At 74.1% G+C, this 24,033-nt stretch carries 18 protein-coding genes; 7 read left to right on the forward strand and 11 right to left on the reverse strand.

Annotation, left to right across the window (positions count from 1 at the left end):
* Positions 1-8: 8 nt before the first annotated feature.
* The 5 genes from QWJ13_RS30935 to QWJ13_RS30955 are packed head-to-tail and all read right to left on the reverse strand — an operon-like array spanning position 9 to position 7,354.
* Positions 9-2,162 carry an MGH1-like glycoside hydrolase domain-containing protein gene (locus QWJ13_RS30935; protein ID WP_316528671.1) on the reverse strand — a complete coding sequence of 718 codons (2,154 nt, stop codon included), beginning with the start codon at positions 2,160-2,162 and terminating at the stop codon, positions 9-11.
* Positions 2,159-4,186, reverse strand: coding sequence for a beta-galactosidase (locus QWJ13_RS30940; protein ID WP_316528672.1), 2,028 nt, complete (start codon positions 4,184-4,186; stop codon positions 2,159-2,161). Before QWJ13_RS30940 ends, QWJ13_RS30935 begins: the two co-directional genes overlap by 4 nt.
* Positions 4,183-5,085 carry a carbohydrate ABC transporter permease gene (locus tag QWJ13_RS30945; RefSeq protein WP_316528673.1) on the reverse strand — a complete coding sequence of 301 codons (903 nt, stop codon included), beginning with the start codon at positions 5,083-5,085 and terminating at the stop codon, positions 4,183-4,185. The genes QWJ13_RS30940 and QWJ13_RS30945 overlap by 4 nt, the downstream gene beginning before the upstream one ends.
* Positions 5,082-6,008, reverse strand: coding sequence for a carbohydrate ABC transporter permease (locus QWJ13_RS30950; RefSeq protein WP_316528674.1), 927 nt, complete (start codon positions 6,006-6,008; stop codon positions 5,082-5,084). Before QWJ13_RS30950 ends, QWJ13_RS30945 begins: the two co-directional genes overlap by 4 nt.
* An 11-nt stretch (positions 6,009-6,019) precedes the next feature.
* Complete coding sequence (locus tag QWJ13_RS30955; protein ID WP_316528675.1) at positions 6,020-7,354, reverse strand: ABC transporter substrate-binding protein; 1,335 nt, start codon at positions 7,352-7,354, stop codon at positions 6,020-6,022.
* A 153-nt stretch (positions 7,355-7,507) separates the two neighbouring features.
* Between QWJ13_RS30955 and gcvPA the strand changes: the two genes are divergently transcribed.
* The 5 genes from gcvPA (at position 7,508) to QWJ13_RS30980 (ending at position 13,126) form a co-directional block, all read left to right on the forward strand.
* Positions 7,508-8,866: an aminomethyl-transferring glycine dehydrogenase subunit GcvPA gene (gene gcvPA / locus QWJ13_RS30960; protein WP_316528676.1), complete on the forward strand. Its 1,359-nt coding sequence runs from the start codon at positions 7,508-7,510 to the stop codon at positions 8,864-8,866.
* Positions 8,863-10,449 carry an aminomethyl-transferring glycine dehydrogenase subunit GcvPB gene (gene gcvPB / locus QWJ13_RS30965; protein WP_316528677.1) on the forward strand — a complete coding sequence of 529 codons (1,587 nt, stop codon included), beginning with the start codon at positions 8,863-8,865 and terminating at the stop codon, positions 10,447-10,449. Before gcvPA ends, gcvPB begins: the two co-directional genes overlap by 4 nt.
* Positions 10,446-11,621 carry an ATP-NAD kinase family protein gene (locus tag QWJ13_RS30970; RefSeq protein WP_316528678.1) on the forward strand — a complete coding sequence of 392 codons (1,176 nt, stop codon included), beginning with the start codon at positions 10,446-10,448 and terminating at the stop codon, positions 11,619-11,621. The genes gcvPB and QWJ13_RS30970 overlap by 4 nt, the downstream gene beginning before the upstream one ends.
* 18 nt (positions 11,622-11,639) lie before the next feature.
* Entirely contained in the window at positions 11,640-12,386 is a 747-nt protein-coding gene (locus tag QWJ13_RS30975; RefSeq protein ID WP_316528679.1) for an SDR family NAD(P)-dependent oxidoreductase, read from the forward strand.
* An 86-nt stretch (positions 12,387-12,472) separates the two neighbouring features.
* The gene (locus QWJ13_RS30980) at positions 12,473-13,126 is read left to right on the forward strand and encodes a GntR family transcriptional regulator (RefSeq protein WP_316528680.1); all 654 of its coding nucleotides are present in this window, start codon (positions 12,473-12,475) and stop codon (positions 13,124-13,126) included.
* A 62-nt stretch (positions 13,127-13,188) separates the two neighbouring features.
* Here the strand turns inward: QWJ13_RS30980 and QWJ13_RS30985 are convergent, their stop codons facing one another.
* Entirely contained in the window at positions 13,189-13,941 is a 753-nt protein-coding gene (locus tag QWJ13_RS30985) for an MBL fold metallo-hydrolase (RefSeq protein ID WP_316528681.1), read from the reverse strand.
* Positions 13,938-14,984 carry a GlxA family transcriptional regulator gene (locus QWJ13_RS30990; protein WP_316528683.1) on the reverse strand — a complete coding sequence of 349 codons (1,047 nt, stop codon included), beginning with the start codon at positions 14,982-14,984 and terminating at the stop codon, positions 13,938-13,940. Before QWJ13_RS30990 ends, QWJ13_RS30985 begins: the two co-directional genes overlap by 4 nt.
* Before the next feature lie 152 nt (positions 14,985-15,136).
* On the opposite strand from QWJ13_RS30990, the gene QWJ13_RS30995 reads away from it, so the two are divergent.
* Positions 15,137-15,769 (forward strand): DUF4937 domain-containing protein, encoded by a 633-nt coding sequence (locus QWJ13_RS30995; RefSeq protein WP_316528685.1) that lies wholly within the window; start codon positions 15,137-15,139, stop codon positions 15,767-15,769.
* A 10-nt stretch (positions 15,770-15,779) separates the two neighbouring features.
* On the forward strand, positions 15,780-16,118 hold the full coding sequence (locus QWJ13_RS31000; RefSeq protein WP_316528687.1) for a hypothetical protein: 339 nt from the start codon (positions 15,780-15,782) through the stop codon (positions 16,116-16,118).
* A 357-nt stretch (positions 16,119-16,475) separates the two neighbouring features.
* On the opposite strand, the gene QWJ13_RS31005 is transcribed toward QWJ13_RS31000, so the two are convergent.
* The 4 genes from QWJ13_RS31005 to QWJ13_RS31020 all read right to left on the reverse strand — a co-directional run bounded on the left by QWJ13_RS31005 (position 16,476) and on the right by QWJ13_RS31020 (position 23,982).
* Complete coding sequence (locus QWJ13_RS31005) at positions 16,476-16,778, reverse strand: hypothetical protein (protein WP_316528690.1); 303 nt, start codon at positions 16,776-16,778, stop codon at positions 16,476-16,478.
* 193 nt (positions 16,779-16,971) lie between these two features.
* The gene (locus QWJ13_RS31010) at positions 16,972-19,362 is read right to left on the reverse strand and encodes a SpoIIE family protein phosphatase (RefSeq protein WP_316528692.1); all 2,391 of its coding nucleotides are present in this window, start codon (positions 19,360-19,362) and stop codon (positions 16,972-16,974) included.
* A 13-nt stretch (positions 19,363-19,375) separates the two neighbouring features.
* Positions 19,376-23,485 (reverse strand): HAMP domain-containing protein, encoded by a 4,110-nt coding sequence (locus QWJ13_RS31015; RefSeq protein WP_316528694.1) that lies wholly within the window; start codon positions 23,483-23,485, stop codon positions 19,376-19,378.
* A gap of 125 nt (positions 23,486-23,610) precedes the next feature.
* Positions 23,611-23,982 (reverse strand): STAS domain-containing protein, encoded by a 372-nt coding sequence (locus tag QWJ13_RS31020; protein WP_316528696.1) that lies wholly within the window; start codon positions 23,980-23,982, stop codon positions 23,611-23,613.
* Between the last annotated feature and the right edge of the window lie 51 nt (positions 23,983-24,033).

Raw genomic sequence — 24,033 nt, forward strand, 5'->3', positions numbered from 1 at the left:
GCAGCCGCTCAGTGGCGCAGCAGTGGCAGCAGCAGCGCGGCCGACCAGCTGAAGTTGGTCGCGTTGCGTCCCTCCCCGGTCAACGGGTCGTAGTTCTCCCGCACCGGGCCGTCCCCGGCCAGCCCGGCGGCGGTGGCCAGCAACCGCTCCACCGTCCGCCGGGCGTCCTGCTCCCAGCCGTACCGGCGCAGGCCCTCCACGGCGAAGTAGGTCTGGTCGAGCCAGGCCAGGCCGCGCCAGTAGCCGGCCGGGTCGAAGGACGGCGAGCTGCGGGCCACCGTCGGGAACGGCATGGGCGTGCCGAACTCCGCCGGGTCGAGCAGCAGCCTCCGGACGGTACGGGCCTGGGCGGCCGCGGCGGTGCCGGACCAGAGCGGGATCGCGCCCTCGATGCCGCGGCCGCGGGCGGTGAGCCGGGCGCCGGTGGTCAGGTCGGTGTCGTGGAACCAGCCGGTGGCCGGGTCGTACATGGTGTCGCGCACGGCGGCGTCGATCCGCTCGGCGCGGGCGCGCAGCCGCTCGGCGGTGGGGCGGTCGCCCAGTTCGGCGGCGATCAGCGCCAGGTGGCGGTGGTCGGCGGCGAGGTAGGCGTTGAGGTCCACCGAGCGCTGGTCGAGCGACCAGCCGAGCAGGGTGCCGTTCGCGTCCCGGTTGGGGAGGACGGAGGCGGCGTCGAAGCGCGGGGCGTTGTCCATGCCGGACTCCCAGGCCGCCGCCTCCAGGCAGTCCCGCGGGGTGGCGTTGGCCGGGTCCACGGTCGCGCCGTACTCGCACAGGCCCTCGCCGAGGTGGTCCCGGGTGCGGTACCACCAGTCCTGGTAGGCGGCCAGCTTGGGCAGCAGCTCGCGCAGGAAGGCGCGGTCGCCGCTGCGCCGGTAGACCTCCCAGACGGCCCAGGAGGCCAGCGGGGGCTTGGAGTTGCGCTCGTTCCAGTTGCCGCCGCCGGTGCTCGGGTCGTTGTAGAAGACGCAGTCCGGGACCATGCCGGCGTCCGGTGAGCCGCCGGGGAGCTGGTGGTCGAAGACCGCCCGGATCTGGTCGGCGGCCAGGGCGGGCGCGAAGGCGGCGGTGCCGACGGCCTGTTTCCAGGTGTCCCAGGCCCAGACCCCGCTGAACCACTTGTAGGAGAGCGTGGGGGTGACGGCGTCGTGCCGGATCCGGCCGGCCGGGCTGCGCCAGTTGGTGACCAGGGTCTGCACGCACTTGGCGGCGGTGCGGCGGCGGGCGGCCGGGACGCCTTCGGTGGCACGGGTCAGGTATCCGGCCCAGCGGGCGGCTCCCTGCGCCGCGATCCGGTCGGGGGCGCGCAGCGCGGTGTCGGCCGCTTCGACGGCCCGGGCGTACTCGGCCTCGGTGAAGGTGTAGCTCTCGGTCCAGTCCAGGCTGCGGGTCTCCCCCGGCGCCAGCCGTAGCGGCTCGGCGAGTTCGGTGCGGTGGGCGTCGCCGTCGGCGCTCAGGGCGACCCGGACGGGACGGGCGTGGCGGACGGCGAAGCGTTCGGTGCCGTCGGTGAGGTAGTCCCAGGTCTGCCGGACCTTGGCGAAGCGCACCTCCACGCCGTGCTCGGCGGCGACCAGCTGCGGCGCCTCGCGCTGGGGGCCGGTGGCGGGGCGCAGCAGCCGGCCGGTCCAGGCGACGGCCAGGGTGCGGACGGCCGGGCCGGTGTTGGCGAGCCGGGCCCGGAGCAGGGCGGTGCGGTCGCCGGAGAAGCGCAGCTCCAGGGTGAGGGCGAGGCCGGCGCCGAGGTCGTACGAGAGGCGCAGCAGGCCGGGCAGGGAGGTGGCGCGCGAGGGTGCGGCGGCGGTGAGGTCCAGCGGGCGGCCCTGTTCGGCGAGTCGGAGGCGGCTGAGGCCGTCGCTGAGCCACCAGGGGTACTCCTGGGCGAGGTGGAGCGGGCCGGTGAAGCCGCCGGGCTGGTCGCTCTGGCGGGGCAGGGCGTAGGCGTGCCAGGCGCCGAGGTCGGCGAAGACGGTGATCGGGTTGTTGCCGTGGGCGTCGCCGGGGTAGGCCTGGGCGGGGGTGCCGTGCAGGTCGAGGACGTCGGCGTAGGGGTCGGTGTCCAGGGGTTCCTGGGCGTGGGCACCGGTCGGGGCCACGAGGGTGCCGGCGGCGGCGGTGAGTGCCGAGGCGGCGAGGAAGTGGCGGCGGGTCAGCGGGTTCACGGGCGCTCCTCGGCGGCGGGGAGTCGGAGGACGGCGGCGCCGAGCGGCGCGAGGGTGAGGGTGTCGCCGGTGGCGGCGCCGGTGAGCAGGTCGGTGCCGGGTGTGCGCAGTGGCACCCGGGCCTCGTCCGGGCCGTGGTTGAGCAGGAAGAGGTAGCCGGTACCGTCGGCGGCGTGCCGCCGGGTGGCCTCGATGCCCTCCGGCAGGCCGGGCAGTTCGGCGCTCACTCCGGCGTCGGCGAGCGGCAGGTCGAGCACCGGGCCGAGGTCGGCGCCGAGGTGGCAGCTCAGGTACCAGGCGCTGCCGGCGCCGAGGCGGTGGCGGGTGACGGCGGGGAGGCCGGTGAGCGCGCCGGAGCCGTAGTGGGCGATGGGCTCGGCGCCCTCGGGCTCGATCCACTCGCTCCAGCGCTCGGCGTGCAGCTCGGTGCCGTCCAGCCGTACGGCGGTGGTCGCGCCGTCCGGGATCGGCCAGTGCTCGTCCACCACGATGCCGAGCAGTTCGCGCAGCGGGCCGGGGTGGCCGCCGGGGTGGATGTGGTCGTGCCGGTCGGCGATGCCGCTGAACGGGCCGCAGACCAGGCGGCCGCCGGCCCGGACGTAGGCGGTGAGGCGGTCGGCGGTGGCGGTGTCGAGCAGGTAGAGGTTGGGGGCGAGCAGCAGCCGGTAGCCGTCGGGTTCGGCGGTCGGCGGGACGAAGTCCACGGTGATGCCGCGCTCGTACAGCGCCGCGTACCAGGGGCGGAGCAGGTCGAGCCAGCGCATCCGGGCGGAGGGGTGGTCGTCCAGTTCCAGCGCCCACCAGCTGTCCCAGTCGAGCAGGACGGCCACCTGCCCGCGCAGCCGGCTGCCGGCGATCTCGCCGAGTCGGCGCAGTTCGGTGCCGAGGCGGACGGTCTCCTGCCAGCCGCGCGCGGCGGTGCCCCGGTGCGGGAGCATCGCGCTGTGGAACTTCTCGGCGCCGGCCACCGAGGCGCGCCATTGGAAGTGCAGGACGCCGTCGGCGCCGCGGGCCAGCGCCTGGAGCGACCAGAGCCGGTACAGGCCGGGCCGTTTGGGTACGTTGACCGGGCGCCAGCTGACCGCGGAGGGTGCCTGTTCCATCAGCAGCCAGGGGCGTCCGCCCTTGAGCGAGCGCATCAGGTCGTAGTTCAGCGCGGCGTTCACGTGGGCGCGCGGGTCGGCCGGGTCGGGGTAGGCGTCGTCGGAGACGAGGTCCTCGTGGCGGCTCCACTCCCAGTAGTCAAGGGCCTTGAGCATCGACATGAAGTTGGTGGTGACCGGGATGCCGGGCGAGACCTCGTCCAGGACGGCCTTCTCGGCGCGGTGCAGGGCGAGCAGCGCGTCCGAGCAGAACCGGTGCCAGTCCAGCAGCTGGGTGGGGTTGACCGGGCCGGGGGCGGTGCGCGGCGGCTCGATCTGGGCGAAGGAGTTGTAGTGCTGGGACCAGAAGGCGGTGCCCCAGGAGCGATTCAACTCCTCGATGGTGCCGTGCCGTTCGCGCAGCCAGCGGCGGAAGTCAGCGGCCGAGGCGGGACAGAAGCACTCCTGGACGTGGTCGCCGTACTCGTTGTGGATGTGCCACAGGGCGAGTGCGGGGTGGTCCCGGTAGCGTTCGGCGAGCTTGCGGGTGAGTCGGACGGCGGCCTGGCGGTAGGCGGGCGAGGAGGGGCAGTAGTGCTGGCGGGAGCCGAACTCCAGCCGGACTCCGTCGGCGGTGACCGGCAGCAGTCCGGGGTGGGCGCGGACCAGCCAGGCGGGCGGCGAGGCGGTGGCGGTGGCCAGGTCGACGGCGATGCCGTGCCGGTGCACCAGGTCGAGCAGCCGGTCCAGCCAGCCGAAGTCCCAGTCGTGCTCGTCCGGTTGGAGCCGGGCCCAGGAGAAGACGCCGACGGTGACCAGGTTGACCCCGGCCTCGGCCATCAGCTTCACGTCCTCGGCCCACACCTGCTCGGGCCACTGCTCGGGATTCCAGTCCCCGCCGTACAGCAGGCCGGGTACCCGGGTGAGGCGGTCCATGGTCATCCCTTCAGGGCTCCGCCCAGCAGACCGGCCACGAACTGCCGCTGGAAGAGCAGGAAGAGCACCATCAGCGGGAGGGTGGCCAGGAAGGAGCCGAGCATCAGACCGGAGTAGTCGACGTGGGTCAGCCCGGTCAGCGTGTTGAGCGCGACCGGCACGGTATACCTGTCCTCGGTGTTGAGCATCAGCAGCGGCCAGATGAAGCTGTTCCACTGGCCCATGAAGGTGAAGATGACCAGGGCGCCCAACTGCGGCCGTACGCACGGCAGGACGACCCGGTAGAAGGTGCGCAGCTCGCCGGCGCCGTCGATCCGGGCCGACTCCAGAAGTTCGTCGGGGAAGTCCAGGAAGCCCTGGCGCATCAGCAGGATGCCGAAGGAGTTGGCCAGGAACGGCACGATCACGGCCTGGTAGCTGTCGATCCAGCCGAGGCTGGCCATCATCTGGAACAGCGGGACCAGCAGCACCTGGAGCGGGATCATCATGGTCGCCAGCACCAGGCCGAGCAGCAGCCCGCGGCCGCGGAAGCGGTACTTGGCCAGGCCGTAGCCGCACATCGCGGACAGCAGCGAGCTGAGCAGGGTGTAGACGACGGCGATCCCGAGGCTGTTGAGCAGCACCCGGCCGAAGCCGATGGTCTCCTGGAGGTGCACCAGGTTGCGCAGCAGGTCGCCGCCGGGCAGGAACGGCGGTGGGGAGTGGAACAGTTGGGAGCTGCTGTGGGTGCCGGCGATCAGCATCCAGGCGAAGGGCACCAGGCTGACGACGGCGCCGAGGGTGAGGACGGCGAGGACGGTGAGGCGGCCGAGCCGGGCGGGCAGCGGCAGGCGGCCGGGCCGTTTCACCGGGGCGGGGCTCATCGGCGGGGTGGGGCTACCCATCGGCGGCGTCGGGCTGCTCATCGGTGACCCCTTCCGTAGAGCCGGAACTGGAGCAGCGAGACCGCCGCGATGATCAGCACGACCACCCAGGCGATGGCGGCCGCGTAGCCGAAGTCAAGCTGCTGGAAGCCGACCTTGTAGAGGTAGACCACCGGGGTGAGCGTCGCGTCGCCGGGTCCGCCCCGGGTCAACACGTAGTTCTCGTCGAAGAGTTGCAGAGTGCCGATGGTGGAGGTGATGACGCAGAACAGCACCACCGGGCGCAGTTGCGGCAGGATCACGCTGGTGTAGGTGCGCACGGTGCCGGCGCCGTCCAGGGCGGCGGCCTCGTACTGGTCGCGGCCGATCGCGTGCAGTCCGGCCAGCAGGATGACGGCGTTGTAGCCGGTCCACCGCCAGGTGACCGAGCCGATCAGTGAAATGCGGGCCCAGGTCGGGGAGTTGAGCCAGTCGACCGGGCCGAGGCCGAGCACCTGGAGGAGTTGGTTGGCGAGGCCGCCGTCGGTGCGCAGCAGGACCTGGAAGACGACGGCGTAGGCGACCAGGGTGGTGACCGCGGGCAGGAAGAACACCGCGCGCCAGCCGGCCCGCAGGCGCAGCCAGGACTGGTTGAGCAGCACGGCCAGGACGAGGGCGAGCCCGATCATCACGGGCACCTGGACGGCGAGGATCAGTGCGGTGTTGACCAGGGAGTGCAGGAAGGCCGGGTCGTCGAGCATCCGGCGGTACTGGTCCAGGCCGACCCAGACGTCGACGCCGTCGCGGCGGGCGGTGAAGCTCTGATAGAGGCTGGCGCCGAGCGGGTAGGCGAAGAAGGCGACGAAGAGGGCGGCGGTGGGCCCGGCGAACAGCCAGGCGGCGGTGCGTAAGGAGCGCCGGCGGCGGGCGGGCACGGCCTGGGCCGGAGCGGCGGGTTTGCGCAGGGAGAGCGGAGGGCTGGTCATCGCTGCCGCCCCTACCCGGCCGTCTGGCGGCCGGTCGCGGTGGCGATCTGGCGGGCGGCGGAGCGCAGGACGGTGCCCGGGTCGGCGCCGTTGTGCAGCACCTGGTTGACGGCGGTGGTGACGATGTCGCCGGCCTTGGAGTCGTCGGCGGTGTGCTCGACGGTGGGGATGGTGCGGGCGAGCCCGGCGAACAGCTGCATGGCCTGCTGGCCGCCGTAGTACGGGGCGGGCTGCTGGAAGTACGGGTCGTCCAGGGCGGGGAGGAAGGCGGGGAAGAGCCCCTCGTGCTGCATCATCGAGGCCTGGTTGGCCTTGTCGGCGAGCAGGAAGGACAGGAAGGCCCACGCCGTCTCCGGGTTCTTGCTCTGCGCGGTGACGCACAGGGTGGAGCCGCCGCTGTTGGAGGTGCGGGGGCCTCCGGGGGTGAAGGCGGGCAGCGGGACGACGCCGAACTTGCCGCCGAGCTCGGCCATTTCGGCGGTGAGGGTGCCGTCCCACCAGGCGGCGGTGGGGGTGGTGGCGGCCTTGCCGTCGTGGGTGCCGGAGACCAGACCGTCCCAGCCGTTCTCGAAGTCGACCAGGTCGCGGTCGACGAGCTGTTTCAGCAGGGTGAGGGCGCGTTCGGCGGCGGGGGTGGCGACGGCCACCTTGCCGTCGATGAACCAGCTCTGGCCCTGCTGTTGGAGCAACTGCGAGAAGAAGGTGTCCTGTTTGGAGTCCAGGATGAGCAGCTTCTTGCCGGTGGCCGCCTTGAGGGTGGTGCCGGCGGCGACGTAGTCGTCCCAGGTGGCGAGGCTCGCCGGGTCGATGCCGGCCTGCTGGAAGTGGTCGCGCCGGTAGAACAGGGCACACGGACCGCTGTCCCAGGGCAGGGCGAAGACCTTGCCCTTGGCATCCGTCACCGTGCGCCAGGAGGCCTCCGCGAACTGGGACTTGAGGCTCGCCGCGCGGCTGGTGAGGTCGACCAGGGCGTTCGGGAAGTTGCCGATGTAGGTGGGGATCCTGCCGCCCTCGACGGTGAGGATGTCGGGCAGTCCGCTGCCGGCGCCGAGGCCTACGGTGATCTTGTCGTAGGCGTTGTCGTAGCCGATGTCCACCACCTCGACGGTGGCGCCGGGGTGGGCCTGTTCGAAGACCTTGCCGAGCCGCTGTATCGCCTTGGCGGCGACGTCCCAGGACCAGATGGTGACCTTCCCGGAGGCGGTGCCGCTCGGACCGCCGGAGAGCTCCTTGCTGCCGGTGGAGGCGGCGCCGCCGGTGGCGCACCCGGTGGCGCCGGTCAACAGCAGTGCGCCGCCCGCCAGTCCGGCGGAGAGGATCCGCCGACGGGACGGTAACGATGTCAATTGACCGTGATCGCTGAGGAGTTGGAGAGGTTTCCGGTGCCGGGTTTCTGCGGACATCTTGCCTCCCGACTGGTGAATGCCGAATGCTGTATACAGAACTCAGCATTCACAGGCCCGTCAAGGCTTGTGACGGAAATCGCGGAAGGTGCCGGCATGAGCACACGCGTCCCCCGAACCCACCCGTACATCCCCAACTCCGCCCCGCAGGTGAGGAATTCGATGCTGGCGGCGGTCGGCGCCCAGGACGTCGAGGAGTTCTACGCCGACATCCCGGCCGCCCTGCGACTGGACCGCCCGCTGCGGCTGCCCGAGCCGCTCGACTCCGAGGCCCGGCTGGTCGCCCACCTGGAGGAGCTGCTCTCCCACAACACCGCCGTGCCGCCGGGCCGCAGTTTCCTCGGCGCCGGCTGCTACCGCCACCACGTGCCCGCCGTGGTCGACGAGATCGTCAACCGCAGCGAGTTCCTCACCGCCTACGCGGGCGAGCCGTACGAGGACCACGGCCGCTTCCAGGCGCTGTGGGAGTACCAGTCGCTGATGGCCGAGCTGCTGTCCGTCGAGGTCGTCAACGTGCCGACGTACGACGGGTTCCAGGCCGCCGCGACGGCGCTGCGGATGGCCGGGCGGGCCACCGGACGGCGCCGGCTGGTGCTGGTCGGCGCGATCGACCCGGACCGACTCTCCCGCATCCGCGACTACGTCCGGGGCGTCCACGACCTGGTGCCCGTCCCGGCCGAGCCCGCCGCCGTCCGGGCCGCACTCGCCGAGGGCGACGTGGCCGCCGTCTACACCCAACTGACCGACCACACCGGCCGGGTGCAGCAGGATCTGCCTTGGCACATCGAACTCGCCCATGCAGCAGGAGCGTTGGCGGTCGTGCACGCCAATCCGATGAGCCTCGGTGTGCTCACCCCGCCCGCCGAGCTCGGCGCCGACCTCACCTGCGGCGACCTCCAGCCGCTCGGCATCCACCCGAGCTTCGGCGGCGGCAACGCCGGCTTCATCGGCAGCCCGGACGACGAGCGGCTCGTCGCCGAGTACCCGAGCCGGCTCTTCGGCCTGGCCCCCACCGACGTCCCCGGCGAGTACGGCTTCGGCGACGTCGCGTACGAGCGCACCTCCTTCGCGCTGCGCGAGGAGGGCAAGGAGTGGGTCGGCACCGCCGCCGCCCTGCACGGCATCGCCGCCGGGGTCTACCTCGCCCTGATGGGCCCGCACGGCATGCGCGAGATCGGCGGGACCATCCTGGCCCACACCGCCTACGCCCGGCAGCGCCTGGCCCGCGTCCCCGGGGTGGAGCTGCCCGAACCCGAGGCCGTGCACTTCGCCGACTTCACCGTCCGCTACACCGGCGAGCGCACCGCCACCGAGATCGCCGAAGCCCTGCTCGCCCTCGGCCTGCACGGAGGCACCCCGGCCGCGGCCGACGAGGGCCGCTACTGCGTGACCGAGCTGCACACCCGGGCCGACATCGACCGCCTCGCCGACGCGCTTGAGGAGATCGTGAAGTGACTGACCGTCAGACCGATGCGCGGATCGCCGCCAAACCCGCCCTGCGCCGCTTCCACCAGGCCCGCTGGGACGAGAAGCTCGTCTTCGAGCTGGGCACGCCCGGCGAGCGCGGCGTCCTGCCCCCGCTGCCCGAGCCCGCCGTCACCGCCGCCGTCGGAGACCCGGCCGAGCGGCTGCCCGCCGCACTGCGCCGCGCCGCGCCGCCCGCCCTGCCCGAGCTGGGCCAGCAGCAGGTGCTCCGGCACTACCTGCGGCTCTCCCAGGAGAACCTCGGCGCCGACCTCAACGTGGACGTCGGCCAGGGCACCTGCACCATGAAGTACAGCCCCAAGGTCAACGACGGCTTCGTCCGAGACCCCCGGATCGCCGCGCTGCACCCGGCACAGGACACCTCGACCGTCCAGGGCGTGCTCGAACTCGTCCACCGGCTGGAGCAGTTGCTCAAGGAGATCTCCGGCATGGACCGGGTCAGCCTCCAGCCCGGCGCCGGCTCGGCGGCGATCTGGACCAACGTCTCGGTGATCCGCGCCCACCATGCCGCCCGCGGCGAGCTGGAACAGCGCGACGAGGTGATCACCACCGCCTTCTCCCACCCCTCCAACGCCGCCTGCGCCAAGACCGCCGGCTTCCGGGTGATCACCCTGCACCCCGACGCCGACGGCTACCCCGACATCGAGGCGCTGCGCGCCGCCGTCGGCCCGCGCACCGCCGCGCTGCTCATCACCAACCCCGAGGACACCGGGATCTACAATCCCCGGATCGCCGAGTTCGTCCGGATCGTCCACGAGGCCGGCGGCCTGTGCGCCTACGACCAGGCCAACGCCAACGGCATCCTCGGCATCACCCGGGCCCGCGAGGCCGGCTTCGACCTGTGCCACTTCAACCTCCACAAGACCTTCTCCACCCCGCACGCCTGCGGCGGCCCGGCGGCCGGCGCCTGCGGCGTCACCGCCGAGCTGGCGCCCTACCTGCCGCGCCCCACCGTGGAGTTCGACGGCGAGCGGTACGTCCTGGACGACGACCGGCCGGACTCGGTCGGCAAGATCCGCCCGTACCTGGGCGCGGTGCCAAACCTGGTGCGCGCCTACGCCTGGATCATGGCGCTGGGCGCCGAAGGCCTGCGCGAGGTCGCCGAGACCGCCGTGCTCAACAACAACTACCTGCTGCACCAGGTGCGCCGGATCCGGGGCGTCTCCGTCCCCTACGCCGAGGGCCGCCCCCGGGTCGAGCAGGTCCGCTACAGCTGGCAGCGGCTCAACGAGGACACCGGCCTGCACAGCGAGGACCTCGGGTACCGCGCCGCCGACTTCGGCACCCACTACTGGACCAGCCACCACCCGTACGTCGTGCCCGAGCCGATGACCCTGGAGCCCACCGAGTCCTACTCCCGGGCCGACCTGGACGAGTACGCGGCGATCCTGGCCGAGGTCGCCCGCGAGGCGTACGAGGACCCGGAGACCGTCCGCACCGCGCCGCACAACTCCACCGTGCACCGGATCCGGCCCGAGCCGCTGGACGATCCCGCGCTCTGGTCCGTCAGTTGGCGCGCCTACCGCCGCAAGGTCCTCGGCGAGCAGCCGTGACCAGCGCCCCGAGCGCCCGGATCGGGCTGGTGGTCAACCCGGTCGCCGGCCTCGGCGGCCGGGTCGGCCTCAAGGGCAGCGACGGCGCCGAGGTCCAGCGGCGGGCCCTGGCGCTCGGGGCCCGCCCGCAGGCCGTCGAGCGCGCCGTACTGACGATCAGTCAACTTCCGCCTGAAGTAGAGCTGATCACCGCCGACGGCCCGATGGGCGCCGAGGCGGCGCGGGCGGCCGGGCGGCCCGCGCGGGTGGTGCACCGGCCCGCCGGGGCGGCGACCACCGCCGCCGACACCCGCGCGACGGTGCGCGCCTTGGTCGCGGCCGGCGCCGGACTGCTGCTGTTCTGCGGCGGCGACGGCACCGCCCGCGACGTGCTCGACGCGCTCGGGCCCGAACCCCGGCTGCCGGTGCTCGGCATTCCGGCCGGGGTCAAGATGCACTCCGCCGTGTTCGCCGTCCACCCCCGGGCCGCCGCCGAGGTCGCCGCGGCCTGGGCGGCCGGCCTGGGCGTGCGCCTGGAGGCCGCCGAGGTGGTGGACCGGGACGAGGCCGCGCTGCGGGCCGGCCTGGTCTCCGCCCGGCTGTACGGTCGACTGACCGTCCCGGTGCTGCCCACCCGGGTGCAGCAGCGCAAGACCGGCAGCTCCGGGCCCGACCCGGGGACACCGGCCGGCATCGCCGCCGAAGTCGCCGAACGGGTCGGCCCCGGCGGGCTGCTGCTCCTCGGGCCCGGCAGCACCACCCACGCGGTGGCCACCGCGCTCGGCGCACCGCACGCCAGCCTGACCGGCGTCGACCTGCTGCGACTCGGCCCCGCGGGCGCCCTCGGCCCCGGCCACGCCGACGGCCTCGCCACCGCCGCCCGCGTCCTGATCCGCGACGCCCGGGCCGACCAGCTGCGCACCCTGCCCGCCACCCCCTTCATCGCCCTCTCCCCGATCGGCGGCCAGGGCTTCCTGCTCGGCCGCGGCAATCAGCAGCTCACCCCCGAACTGCTGCGCGCCGCGGGCCGGGAGCGGCTGCTGGTGCTCGCCACCGAGGCCAAACTCGCCGCCCTGGCCGGCCGTCCACTGCTGCTGGACACCGGCGACCCGGCACTCGACGACGCGCTCTCCGGACACGTCCGGGTGATCACCGGCCGCCGCTCCGGCGCCGTCTATCGCCTCTCCGCCTGACCCTGTAGAGGAGTCCCCATGATCGACCTGCACGGCAAGCGCGCGATCGTCACCGGCGCCGCCTCCGGCATCGGCCGGGCCACCGCCGCCCTGCTCGCCGAACTCGGCGCCGCGGTCGTCCTCCTCGACCTCGACGCCGAACGCGGCGAACAGGCCGCCAAGGAGATCGGCGGCACCTTCGTCCGCTGCGACGTCTCCCAACGCGCCGACTGTGAACGGGCGGTGAGCACCGCCATCGAGCAACTCTGCGGCGTGGACGTGCTGTTCAACAACGCCGGCATCATGCGCCGGTCCACCGTCACCGAGATCAGCGACGAGGACTGGGATCTGGTGATGGCCGTCAACGTCCGCTCGATCATGCTGCTCAGCCGACTGGTGGTGCCGCTGATGGCCGCGAACGGCGGCGGCAGCATCGTCAACACCGGCTCCGGCTGGGGCATCAAGGGCGGCGGCCGGGCCGTCTCCTACTGCGCCTCCAAGGGCGCCGTGGTCAACATGACCCGGGCCATGGCCATCGACCACGGGCCGGACAACATCCGGGTCAACTGCGTCTGCCCGGGCGACACCGACACCGGCATGCTCGCCGAGGAGGCCCGCCAGCTCGGCGAGGACCCCGCCTCCTTCTACACCGACGCCGCCGACCGCCCACTAGGCCGGATCGGCCGGCCCCGGGACATCGCCCAGACCGTCGCCTTCCTGGCCAGCGACGCCGCCGCCTTCGTCAGCGGCGCGGTCATCACCGTGGACGGCGCCGGCACCGCCTGACCGGAGGGGAGATGACTCCGGGCGACCGGTCGTGGGGGCCGGTCGCCCGACCGGTACGCTACCGACCGAGGAAGAAGGGAAGCCCGATGGCGATCGAGCGGCGCCCGCTGCGCGAGCAGGTGAAGGACGAACTCCTGGAGCAGCTCGGCCGCGGCCGGTTCACCCCCGGCGAGTCGATCAACGAGGTCCAGCTCGCCGAGGAGCTCGGCGTCAGCCGAACTCCCTTGCGCGAGGCCATGATCAGCCTGGAACGCGAGGGCATCGTCACCAGCGAACGCGGCAAGGGATTCCGCTTCGCGCCCACCGGCAAGCAGGAGTTCCTCGACCTCACCGCGATCGTGATCGCCCTGGAGTCGCTGGCCCTGCGCACCTCCGACCCGGCCCACCTGTCCGAGATCGCCCCCCGGCTGCTCGCCGAGGCCCGCGCCTTCTCCGCCGCCCAGGCCCCGCACGGCACCATCGAACGCTACGACGACGCCTGGCACGCCCTGCTGCTCTCCGGCTGCGCCAACACCCGGCTGCGCGAGATGATCGACTCGCTGAAGCTCACCCTGCACCGCTACGAGCGGGTGGTGGTCGGCGACCACGAGATCCTGGAGCGCGCCGCCGAGGAGCACGAGCGGATCGCCCAGTGCCTGCTGGACGGCGACCTCGACCAGGCCGTCACCGCGCTGGAGGCCAACTGGACCAGCGGCATGGAACGCATCCTCCACCGCCTCCCCCCGGTCACCACCGGCTGACCGGGCCCGGCCGCCTTCCCGACCGCGCCCGGCCGATGCCTCCGCCGATGCCCCCGTGGAGGTCAGTCGAGCAGCTCGGCGACGCCCGGGGTGAGCCAGTGCAGCCGGTCGGCCAGCCCCGCCGCCGCGAACCGCCCGGTGGTCTCCGCCCGCCCTTCGGTGAAGTGCTCCCACGAGGCGTAGTGGACGGGGACGACCCTGCGGGCGCCCAGCGAGGCGGTGAGCGCCGCCGCCTGCGCCGCGTCCATGGTGATCAGACCACCGCCGCCGAAGGCCTCGATCCGGGCGGCGCCGAGGTGCAGCACGGCCGTGCCGATCCTGAACCTCCGCCCCACCTCGTCCAGTTCGGGGATGTGGACGGTGTCGCCCGAGACGTACAGCGCCTCCTGCTCACCGGGCACCTCGACCACGAAGCCGGTGACGTCCCCGACCGGTCCGTGCACCCCGGGCGTGCCCGTCACCCGCAGGGTCCGGCCGTCCACGGTCAGGTCGCGGGTCTGCCACGGCGCCAGCCCGAGCGCCCCGCCGCCGAGCCGGGCCGCACCGCTGACCGTCGTCAGCACCGGACGCCCGGCCAGCAGGGTACGGCCGGTGGCGTCCAGATTGTCGGGGTGCTCGTCGTGGCTGAGCAGCACGGCGTCCACCGCGGGCAGCTCGTGCACGCCGACCGCCGGGCCGCCGGTGCTGCGCAGCACCACCGGGTCGTGCCGGTACTCGGCGGGGGCCGGGTCGAAGACCGGATCGGTGAGCAGCCGCAGGCCGCCGACCTCCAGCAGGACGGTCGCGGTTCCGATGTGCGTCGCCTTGATCTTCACAACTTTCCTTCTGCATCGATGAATTGACTGCCATTCAGCTCTCCGGTGTCCGGAATCCCGAACCGGCGCCGGTACTCCCCCGGCGTGGTCGAGAGCCGGTCCCGGAACACCCGGTGCAGGGTCTCCACGGAGCCGAATCCGCAGGCCCGGGCGACGCCCGGCAGCGGGTGGTCGCTGCGCTCCAGCAGCCGCCGGGCCGCCTCCAGGCGCAGCTCCTCGACGTACGCCCCGGGGGTGGTGCCGGTCTCGGCGCGGAAGACCCGCGCGAAGTGCCGCTCGCTCATGGCGAGTCGCCCGGCGAGCACGGGCACCGCCAGGTCGGCGTCCAGGTGCTCGCCGATCCAGCGGCGCAGGCCCCGCAGGTCCTCCCGGGCGCCCGCGCGGTGCGCCAGCGGGACGCTGAACTGACTCTGCCCTCCCGGGCGTTGGAGGTACATCACCATGATCCGGGCGATCTCCAGCGCCAGGTCGTCGCCGTGGTCCTCGGCGACCAGGGCGAGGGTGAGGTCCATCGAGGCGGTCAGGCCCGCGCTGGTCCACATCCGCCCGGAGCGGATGAACACCGGGTCGGCGTCCACCTCGACGGCCGGGTGGTCGGCGGCCAACCGCTCGGCGGTCGCCCAGTGGGTGGTCGCGCGGTGCCCGTCCAACAGCCCGGCCGCGGCCGTCACATGCGCGCCCGCGCAGACCGAGGCGACCCGCCCGGCCCGCGGCCCGGCCTCCCGCAGCCAGGCGACCACCGCCGGATCCACCCGCGGCACCGGCCCGTCCGGCCCCAGGTCCACCCGCCCCGGCACCAGCACCGTGTCCGGCCGCACCCGCTCCCCGGCCAGCGTCCCGCTCACGTACAGCGGCACGCCCGAGAAGGTCGCCACCGGACCGGCCCACTCCGCGCACACCCGCACCACGTACCCGGGCCGCCCGGGCGGCAGCAGCCGTCCGGCCAGCGCGAGGATCTCGGCCGGCCCGGTCACATCCAGCGCGTTCACCCCGGGAAACACCGGGACCACGACCAGATGGGGCAGGCGGGGTGCGTCGTTCATGCCCCCACCCTCGCCCGACGACGCCGCCGGCGGCAATGACGGGACTCTGCAACATCCGGCCACGGCCCGGCGACCTACGCCTGTGGTCCGACCGCCCCCGGGACCAGCGCCCGATGGACGCCCGACCGCCTCCCCGCAGCATGATGGCCCGCATGTGGGGAAAGTGGATCGACTGCCGGGTACGGCCCGCAGCACACGAGGCGTTCGCCGCCGGCCAGCGCCGCTGGTCGGCGATCTCCGACCAGCCCGGTCTGGTCGGCCAGGCCGGCGGCTGGGCATCCGGCGCCGACCGGGCCCTCCTGCTCGCCCTGTGGGCCGACGAGCCCGCGTACGCCCGCTTCATGCGCGAACGCCACGACCAGGCCGCCGCACTGGCCGACCAGCGCTCCAGCTACACCGCGATCGAGACCGCCACCGGCCCGATCGTCCTCACCATGCCGGGCGCGGCCCCCTCCCTGCCCGCCGCCCTCACCCGCGCCACCGTCCTACGGGCCGCCGACTGCCGCCTCCACCCCGGCCGCGCCGACCACTTCCTCGACGTCCAGCGCGAGGTCTGGGCCCCGGGCATGGCCGCCGCCGACGGCATGCTCGGCGGCGCCGTCACCCGCCTCGCCGCCGACCGCTACCTCGTCACCACCCTCTGGACCACCCCGGCCGCCCACCACGCCTACACCGCCCGCCACCTCCCCGCCCTGCTCGCCCGCGCCGCCGTCCCCACCGACGTCCACACCCTCACCGGGGGGCTACTCTCCCTCGAACCGTCCTGGCTGGTCCTGCCCGCCTAGACGCCGGGCCATGTCGCTGCCGCACTCCGCGGGTTCCGCCGAAGACCAACTCTCCGTCGTGGACTCCCTGATCACCTCCCCGTTCCCCGAGCGCGAGGGCACGGTCTTCCACCTCCCGGTCTGGCGGGTGCCCTCCACCGGCCGCTGGGTCGGCCTGACCGTCGCCCAGACCGACCGGGAACTCCCCTTCGAACTCCTGACCCCGATCGGCGACGACTCCTGCCTCCCCGCTGAGGCACCGCGCACCCCTACCCGGCCGGGGAGCCAGATCCACGCCGACCGGATTCAGCGCGCCCGGTCCACCGACCGCTCGCTCTGGTCACCGGCCCCGTGGCCGTGGCGCAGATAGCCGATCTCATCAGGACGCGCACGTACCCGGACTCCGCGCCATGCAGCGTCGGGCCAGCGGAGGACGGCGCCGAGGCCGCCGGGTGGGCCGTCCACGGGTTCGGGGAGGTGGACGGCTGCGGCGGCGGAGGCGGTGGCGGCGCGGAGGGCCGCGAGGGTGGGCTCGTCGGCCCCGGCGTCGGCCAGTCGCTGGACGGCGGCACGGTCGATCAGCGCCCGGCGCCGGGCGGCGTCCTCGGTGGCCCGGGAGGTGTCGAGGGAGACGGAGGCCCAGGGGCCGGGCCGGTCGAGCAGCTCAGGAACGCGAGGTCCATGTCCATGGCGGCCTCCCGCGGTCGGTGGGACGGCGGGCAGGTGCTCAGCGCCCGAACAGGTGCCTGCTCCGGCCGCCGGGCTGCGCGGGATCCGTCGGGTTCGGGGGCGCCGTACCGATCGTCCGCCGGTGCGTGACCCTTCGGGACAGCCGCGTCAGCGCGAGGCCGAGGCAGAAGAGCAGGGCCAGCGCCACACCGGAGAGGAAGATGCTCAGGCTGTTCAGCGCCACCAGGTTGGTGCCGAGGATCGTCACCTGGTAGTCGGGCCCACCGGAGAGGTTGTCCGCGATCAGCAGTCCGACGAACGCGCCGGACGCCGCCATCAGCAGAAGTCCCAGCAGCAGCATGGGGATCCCGTCCCTCCTGGAGTTGGATCGACCCCCCGCGTGCGTTCGCGCCTACCCGCCCCGGGCGGCCCGTAACGGCCGCCCGGGGGAAGGCGCGGACGCGGTCAGGCCATCGCGACGAGGCGGCGCAGCGCGGCCCGGGCGGGCGGGCCGCCGGTCAGGGGGTGGTTGCGGAGCAACGCTAGCGGGCCGGTCATTCGGTCTGGACGGCGATCAGGCAGGTGTCGTCGTCGGTGTCGGCGGGGCTGAGTTCGAGCAGCCGGTCCAGGTACTGCTCCAGGTCCGGGCCGGGGGCGCCGGCCGCGCGCAGCAGCTGGTCCACCGACTCCTCCACCGGGCGGTCCCGGCGCTCGACCAGCCCGTCGGTGTAGAGCAGCAGGACGTCGCCCGGGTCGAGCCGGGCGGTGCTCTCCTCGTATTCGGCGTCGTCCAGCGCGCCGAGCAGCACGCCGTGGGGCAGCGGCAGCACCTGGGCGCCGTCGGCGCCGAGCCGGATCGGCGGCAGGTGGCCGGCCCGGGCCCAGCGCAGCTCGCCGCCCACCGGGTCCAGCAGGACGCAGACGGCGGTCGCGGTGACCTGGCCGGGTTCGCGCAGGGCGACGGTGTTGGCCCAGGCCAGCAGCCGGCCCGGACCGGCGCCGGTGACGGCGAGCCCGCGCAGGGCGTGGCGCAGCGCGACCATCCCGGTGGCCGCGCCGACGCCGTGCCCGGCCACGTCCCCGACCGCGAGCAGTACCCGCCGGTCAGGGAGCACCAGTACGTCGTACCAGTCGCCGCCGACCCGGTCGCGCTGGGCGGCGGGACGGTAGCGGACGGCGGCGTGCAGGCCGGTGACGCCGAGCGGGGGCGGCGCGGCGGGCAGGATCGCCTGTTGGAGCCGCAGCGCCAGCTGGGCCCGCTCGGCGGACTCCTGCTCGGTGTCGGCCAGCCGCTCCCGGGTGGCGCCGAGCGCGACCTCCGTCCAGTGCTGGGCGGACACGTCGTGGTAGGCGCCGCGGACGGCGACCAGTCGGCCGGTCTCGTCCACCACCGGCTCGGCGATCACCCGGGTGAAGCGGTGGGTGCCGTCGGGGCGGTCCAGCCGGACCACCGCGGAGGCGGTGCGGTGGTGATGGCGGACGGTGTCCAGCAGCCGCCGGATGGCCGGCCGGTCGTCCGGGTGGGTGTGCCGGGCGAGCCGGTCCAGCGGTACGGGCGGGGCGCCCGGCGGCAGCCCGTACAGCTCGTGCAGCCCTTCGCTCCAGCGGATCCGGCCCTCGGCGGGGCGCTCCTCGAACCCGGCCACCCGGGCCAGCCGCTGGGCCTGGTGGAGGAGGGCGGTGCGCTCGTCCTCCTCCTGTTCGTCGTCCAGCTGCCAGCAGACCAGCAGCCGGTCGCCGAGCGGGACGACCGACAGCAGGACGGCCACCGGGACGGCCGGCCCCTGGTCCCGGAAGGCCAGCCGCACCCGCTCGCCGGTCGACGGCACGCCGGTCTCGTACGCGCGCAGCAGCCGGTCGAGCAGTCCGGCGGCGCAGGCGACCGGGTAGGTCTCCAGCAGCGAGGCGCCCTCCAGGGTGTCCCGGGGGCGGCCGAGCGGGTCGCGGAACCGGGCGTTGACCCGCAGCACCGTGAAGTCGGCGATCCGGTCGGCCCGCAGGACGGGGGCCAGCAGCAGGGCGGGGGTGAGCAGCCCGTCCAGGAGTGCGGCGGACTGCTCGGGCGGGACGGGCTCCGGGGGCGGGCCGAGCAGGGTGGTGCAGAGGTCGGCGAGGGCGTACAGCTCGCGGCGCTGCGGCGGCCTCAGCTCGGGCGCGGGGACGGCGGCCGGCCAGAGCAGCTCCAGCGCGCCGCGGCGGCGGCCCCGGTCGAGCAGCGGGAGGACGGCCCGGGCGGCGGCGGCGCCCACCGAGGGCCGCTCCGTCCCGGGGTCGCCGGGCCACAGCTCGGTTCCGCCGCCGACGGCCAGGTGCGCGGGGGTGGGCACGCCTGGCGGTACCCGGGCCCAGTCGGCCGCCTCCTCGGCGGAGAGCCCGGCGTGGGCGGCGAGGGCGAGCGCGCCGCCGGGGAGGCGCTGCCAGACGGCCACGGCACGGATTCCGAGGGCCGCCGCGGCCTGGTCCAGTACGGCCGTGGCGGCGTGCCGCAGGTCGGGCGCGGCGGCGAGCGCGGGCGCGACGGACGGGCCGATCTCCAATGGGCCCGCGCCCAACGTCCCCGCGCCCAACGAGCCCGTGCCCAACGAGCCGGCCTCCGACGGGCCGGTCCCCAGCCGGCCGGCCTCCGACGGGCCGGCCTCCGACGGAAGCGGTCCCCCGGTCGGCCGGGGGGCCGCTTCCGGCAGCCCCACGATGTCCGCCGCCAGCGCGAGCACCGGCACGCCCGCCTCCCGGGCCAGCCGGGCGAGGTGGGCGGCTGCCTCGGCGACCGGCAGTCCGAGCCGCTCGGCCAGGACGCCGGTGGCCAGGTCGACGGCGGCCCTGGTCCGCGCTTCGGCGTGCGCCCGGGCGGTGGCGGCCTGGAGGCGGCGGACGGTCTCGGCCAGGGCCCGGGCGGTGCGCTCGGCCGACTCCTGTTCGGCGGAGGATTCCTGCTCGGCGGTCACGGGCTACCCCCGGTCATGACGCGCCCAGCCAGTCCCGCATCCGCTCCAGCAGCAGGGCCGTGTCGACCGGTTTGGTGACGTGGTCGTCGGCCCCGGCGTCCAGGCTGCGGTCCCGGTCGCCGGGCATGGCCTTGGCGGTCACGGCGACGACGGGCAGCTGCTCGAAGCGCGCGTCGGCGCGGATCGCCGCGATGGCCGCGTAGCCGTCCAGTCCGGGCATCATGACGTCCATCAGGACGAGGTCGACCTCCGGGTGGGCGCGCAGCAGGTCGAGCCCGGCGCGGCCGTCGGAGGCGTGCAGGACGGTCAGTCCGTGCCGTTCCAGGGCGGCGGCGAGCGCGAAGACGTTGCGGATGTCGTCGTCGACGATCAGCACCGTCCGCCCGGCGATCGGTCCCGCCTCGGCCGGGGGCGTCGGGGCCTCGGCCGGCGGGGCGCTCTCGCCCCCGAGTGCCCGGACCACCCGGACCCTCAGTTCGTCCAGCCCGCCGACGTGCTCCAGGCCCTGGGGCGGCTCGCCGCGGCCCCCGTACCCGAGCACCGGTGTGCCGCCCGCCGCGAGGCCGCCGAGCAGCGGAGCGAGTTCCGCGGCGCCGACCAGGTCCACCAGGACGCACCGGTACGGCCCGCCGGTGAGCGCGGCCCGCACCCCCGCCTCGTCGCCCACGCCGTCCACCCGCACCTCCGGTGACGAGTCCCCCGGCGCCACCGCCGCGGCCCGGGCGAGGTGGGTGAGCAGCCCCGGCGCCTCGGGCTCGACCACCAGGACCCGTGCCTCGGCCGCCGCCTCCCCGTCCGGCCCCCGCTCGGCCTCGGCCGCCGGGGCGTGCCCGTCCAGCGGCAGGTACAGCGTGAACCGGCTGCCCTGCCCGGCCGCGGAGCTGACGGCGATGGTCCCGCCGAGCAGCCGGGCCAGCTCCCGGCTGATCGACAGCCCGAGGCCGGTGCCGCCGTAGCGCCGCGCGGTGGAGCCGTCGGCCTGCTGGAAGGCGCCGAAGATGGTGTCCAGGTGGGCCGGGTCGATGCCGATCCCGGTGTCGTCCACGTGGAAGGCCACCGCCGCGTGCGCCCGGCCGAGACCGGGCGGCAGCTCCGCCTCCTCGACCCGCTCGATCCGCAGGTCGATCCGCCCGGTGTCGGTGAACTTGACGGCGTTGGACAGCAGGTTGCGCAGCACCTGGCGCAGCCGCGCCTGGTCGGTGACGATCCGCTCCGGCACGCCCCGGCCGATGGTCATCTCGAAGGCGAGACCCTTCTGGTCGGCCAGCGGCCGGAAGGCGGACTCCACGTACTCCAGCAGTTCGCGCACCGTGAAGGGTTCGATGGCCAGGTCCATCTTCCCGGCCTCCACCTTGGAGAGGTCGAGGATGTCGTTGATCAGCTGGAGCAGGTCGGTGCCGGCCGAGTGGATCACGCCCGCGTACTCGACCTGCTTGGCGGTGAGGTTGCCGCCGGAGTTCTCGGCGAGCAGCTGGGCGAGGATGAGCAGGCTGTTGAGCGGGGTGCGCAGCTCGTGGCTCATGTTGGCCAGGAACTCGGACTTGTACATCGAGGTACGGGTCAACTCCCCTGCCCGTTCCTCCAGTTCCTGACGGGCCTGCTCGATCTCCAGGTTCTTCGCCTCGATGTCCCGGTTGCGCTGGGCGAGCAGTGCGGCCTTGTCTTCCAACTCGGCGTTGGAGCGCCGCAGTTCCTCCTGCCCGGCCTGCAACTCCTCGGACTGGGCCTGGAGTTCGGCGGTGAGCCGCTGGGACTCGCCCAGCAGCTCGTCGGTGCGGGCGTTGGCCAGCAGGTTGCCGAGGTTGACCCCGCAGGCCTCGGCGAACTGGGCCAGGAAGTCACGGTGGACCTGGGTGAACGGATGGAAGGAGGCGAACTCCATCACGCCGATCAGCCACTCCTCCAGGGCGATCGGCAGGATGACCACGGAGCCGACGTCGGCCTCGCCCGCGCCGGAGGAGACGGTGGCGTAGCCGGGCGGCAGCCCGTCCACCGCGACGGTCCGCCGGTTCCGGGCGGCCTGGCCGACCAGGGACTCCCCCAGCCGCAGCCGGCGCCGCTCCCCGGCCGGGCGGCCGTACGCGCTGATCAGGGCCAGTTCGGTGCCGTCCGGGCCCTCCTCGGCGAGGAAGAACGCGCCGTACTGGGCACCGACCAGCGGGGTCAGCTCGTCGGTGATCATCTCGGCGACGGAGCGGATGTCCCGCCGGCCCTGGATGGCGGCGAAGAAGCGGGCCAGGTTGGTCTTGAGCCAGTCCTGTTCCTGGTTGGCCCGGGTGGTCTCGCGCAGCGATCCGACCATCGCGTTGATGTTGTCCTTGAGGTCGGCGACCTCGCCGGAGGCGTCCACGCTGATCGAGCGGGTCAGGTCGCCGGCCGCGACGGCGCTGGTGACCTCGGCGATCGCCCGGACCTGCCGGGTCAGGTTGCCGGCCAGCTCGTTGACGTTCTCGGTGAGCCTCTTCCAGGTGCCGGAGACGCCCTCCACCCGGGCCTGGCCGCCGAGCCGGCCCTCGCTGCCGACCTCGCGGGCCACCCGGGTGACCTCGGCGGCGAACGAGGACAGCTGGTCGACCATCGTGTTGACGGTCGTCTTCAGCTCCAGGATCTCGCCGCGCGCGTCCACGTCGATCTTGCGGGTGAGGTCCCCCACGGCGACGGCGGTGGTGACCTGGGCGATGTTGCGCACCTGGCTGGTCAGGTTGTGCGCCATGAAGTTGACGTTGTCGGTGAGGTTCTTCCACGTCCCGGCGACGTTGGGCACCCGGGCCTGGCCGCCCAGGATGCCCTCGGTGCCGACCTCCCGGGCGACCCTGGTCACCTCGTCGGCGAAGACGGACAGGGTGTCCACCATGGTGTTGATCGCGTCGGCGAGCGCCGCGACCTCGCCCTTGGCCTCTACGGTGATCTTGCGGGAGAGGTCGCCGCGCGCCACCGCCGTCGCCACCTCGGACATCGAGCGGACCTGGCCGGTCAGGTTGGAGGCCATCACGTTGACGTTGTCGGTCAGGTCCTTCCACGTCCCGGAGACGCCCCGGACGGTGGCCTGGCCGCCCAGGTTCCCGGCGGTGCCGACCTCCCGGGCGACCCGGGTGACCTCGTCCGCGAAGGAGGACAGCTGGTCGACCATCGTGTTGATGGTCTCCTTCAGCTCCAGGATCTCGCCGCGCGCGTCGACCCGGATCTTCTGGGTCAGGTCGCCCTCGGCGACGGCGGTGGTCACCTCGGCGATCGAGCGGACCTGGGCGGTGAGGTTGTCGGCCATGACGTTGACGGACTCGGTCAGCCCGCGCCAGGTGCCGGAGACGTCCCGGACGTCCGCCTGGCCGCCCAGCCGCCCCTCGGTGCCGACCTCGCGGGCCACCCGGGTGACCTCGGCGGCGAACGAGGACAGCTGGTCGACCATCGTGTTGATGGTCGTCTTGAGCTCCAGGATCTCGCCGCGGGCGGCGACCGAGATCTTCTGGGTGAGGTCCCCCTCGGCGACCGCGGTCGCCACCTGGGCGATGTTGCGCACCTGCCAGGTCAGGTTGCCCGCCATCGCGTTCACCGACTCGGTGAGGTCGCGCCACGTCCCGGCGACGCCCGGCACCTGGGCCTGGCCGCCCAGCCGGCCCTCGGTGCCGACCTCGCGGGCCACCCTGGTCACCTCGTCCGCGAACGAGGACAGCGTGTCCACCATGGTGTTGACGGTGTTCTTCAGCTCCAGGATCTCGCCGCGCGCGTCCACCTCGATCTTCTGGGTGAGGTCGCCGCGCGCCACCGCCGTGGTCACCTGGGCGATGTTGCGCACCTGCCAGGTCAGGTTGCCGGCCATCGCGTTCACCGCGTCGGTCAGCTCCAGCCACGTCCCGGTCGCGTCCGGCACCTGGGCCTGGCCGCCCAGCCGCCCGTCGGTGCCGACCTCCCGGGCCACCCTGGTCACCTCGTCGGTCACCCGGGCCAGCTGGTCGGCCATGCCGTTGAAGACCTCGGCGATCTCCCCGAGCACCCCCGGCCGGTCCGGGGCGAGCCGGGTGCGGAAGTCCCCGTCGCGCACCGCCGTGAGCCCGGCGAGCAGCTGCCGCAGCGCCTGCTCGGCCTGATCGGCCACCGGGGCGCCGGATTCCGGGCGCTCGTCCATCCGTCCACCGTCCGGATCGCTCGCACGGCCGGGGTGCGCCGTCCGGGCACCTCGGCCCCGAAGGCGGCGGCCGCCGCCCTGCTCCCACTGTGCCACCGAGAGCCGGGGGTGACACTCGGAGGGCCTCAGCCCGGGACGGTCTCGCGGATCGGGAAGGCGTCGGTGGCGCCGGTCAGTTCGAGCATCCGCAGGATCAGCGGCCGGGGCCGGGCCAGTTCGATCCGGCTGCCGTCGGCGGCGGCCCTGGCCTTGGCCCGCAGCAGCGCGTTGAGCCCGGTGGAGTCGCAGAACTCCAGCCCGGCGCAGTCCAGCACGACCACGGAAGCGGGCTCGGCGACCGCCCGGTCCAGGGCGGTGCGCAGCTCGTGGATCGAGTCGAGGTCCAGTTCGCCGAGCAGGACCAGCACGCTGCCCCGGGCCCACGGCCGGACGTCGATGGTGAGCCCTTCGGCCCGGTCGACGGCCGGACCGCCGGGGTTGGACGGGCGCTTCGTCATGGCGGCGGGCTCCTCTCGCTGCGTCCGGGGCCGCGCGGGCCGGCGCCCGGC

The organism is Kitasatospora brasiliensis, from assembly GCF_032654805.1.
Classification (GTDB): domain Bacteria; phylum Actinomycetota; class Actinomycetes; order Streptomycetales; family Streptomycetaceae; genus Kitasatospora; species Kitasatospora brasiliensis.

Bases quoted from the DNA above. Each gene is read 5' to 3' on its own strand.
- QWJ13_RS30940 (WP_316528672.1), bottom strand. From the start codon at position 4,186: ATGACCATGGACCGCCTCACCCGGGTACCCGGCCTGCTGTACGGCGGG.
- QWJ13_RS30945 (WP_316528673.1), bottom strand. From the start codon at position 5,085: ATGAGCAGCCCGACGCCGCCGATGGGTAGCCCCACCCCGCCGATGAGC.
- QWJ13_RS30950 (WP_316528674.1), bottom strand. From the start codon at position 6,008: ATGACCAGCCCTCCGCTCTCCCTGCGCAAACCCGCCGCTCCGGCCCAG.
- gcvPA (WP_316528676.1), top strand. From the start codon at position 7,508: ATGAGCACACGCGTCCCCCGAACCCACCCGTACATCCCCAACTCCGCC.
- QWJ13_RS30975 (WP_316528679.1), top strand. From the start codon at position 11,640: ATGATCGACCTGCACGGCAAGCGCGCGATCGTCACCGGCGCCGCCTCC.
- QWJ13_RS30980 (WP_316528680.1), top strand. From the start codon at position 12,473: ATGGCGATCGAGCGGCGCCCGCTGCGCGAGCAGGTGAAGGACGAACTC.
- QWJ13_RS30990 (WP_316528683.1), bottom strand. From the start codon at position 14,984: ATGAACGACGCACCCCGCCTGCCCCATCTGGTCGTGGTCCCGGTGTTT.
- QWJ13_RS30995 (WP_316528685.1), top strand. From the start codon at position 15,137: ATGTGGGGAAAGTGGATCGACTGCCGGGTACGGCCCGCAGCACACGAG.
- QWJ13_RS31000 (WP_316528687.1), top strand. From the start codon at position 15,780: ATGTCGCTGCCGCACTCCGCGGGTTCCGCCGAAGACCAACTCTCCGTC.
- QWJ13_RS31005 (WP_316528690.1), bottom strand. From the start codon at position 16,778: ATGCTGCTGCTGGGACTTCTGCTGATGGCGGCGTCCGGCGCGTTCGTC.
- QWJ13_RS31015 (WP_316528694.1), bottom strand. From the start codon at position 23,485: ATGGACGAGCGCCCGGAATCCGGCGCCCCGGTGGCCGATCAGGCCGAG.
- QWJ13_RS31020 (WP_316528696.1), bottom strand. From the start codon at position 23,982: ATGACGAAGCGCCCGTCCAACCCCGGCGGTCCGGCCGTCGACCGGGCC.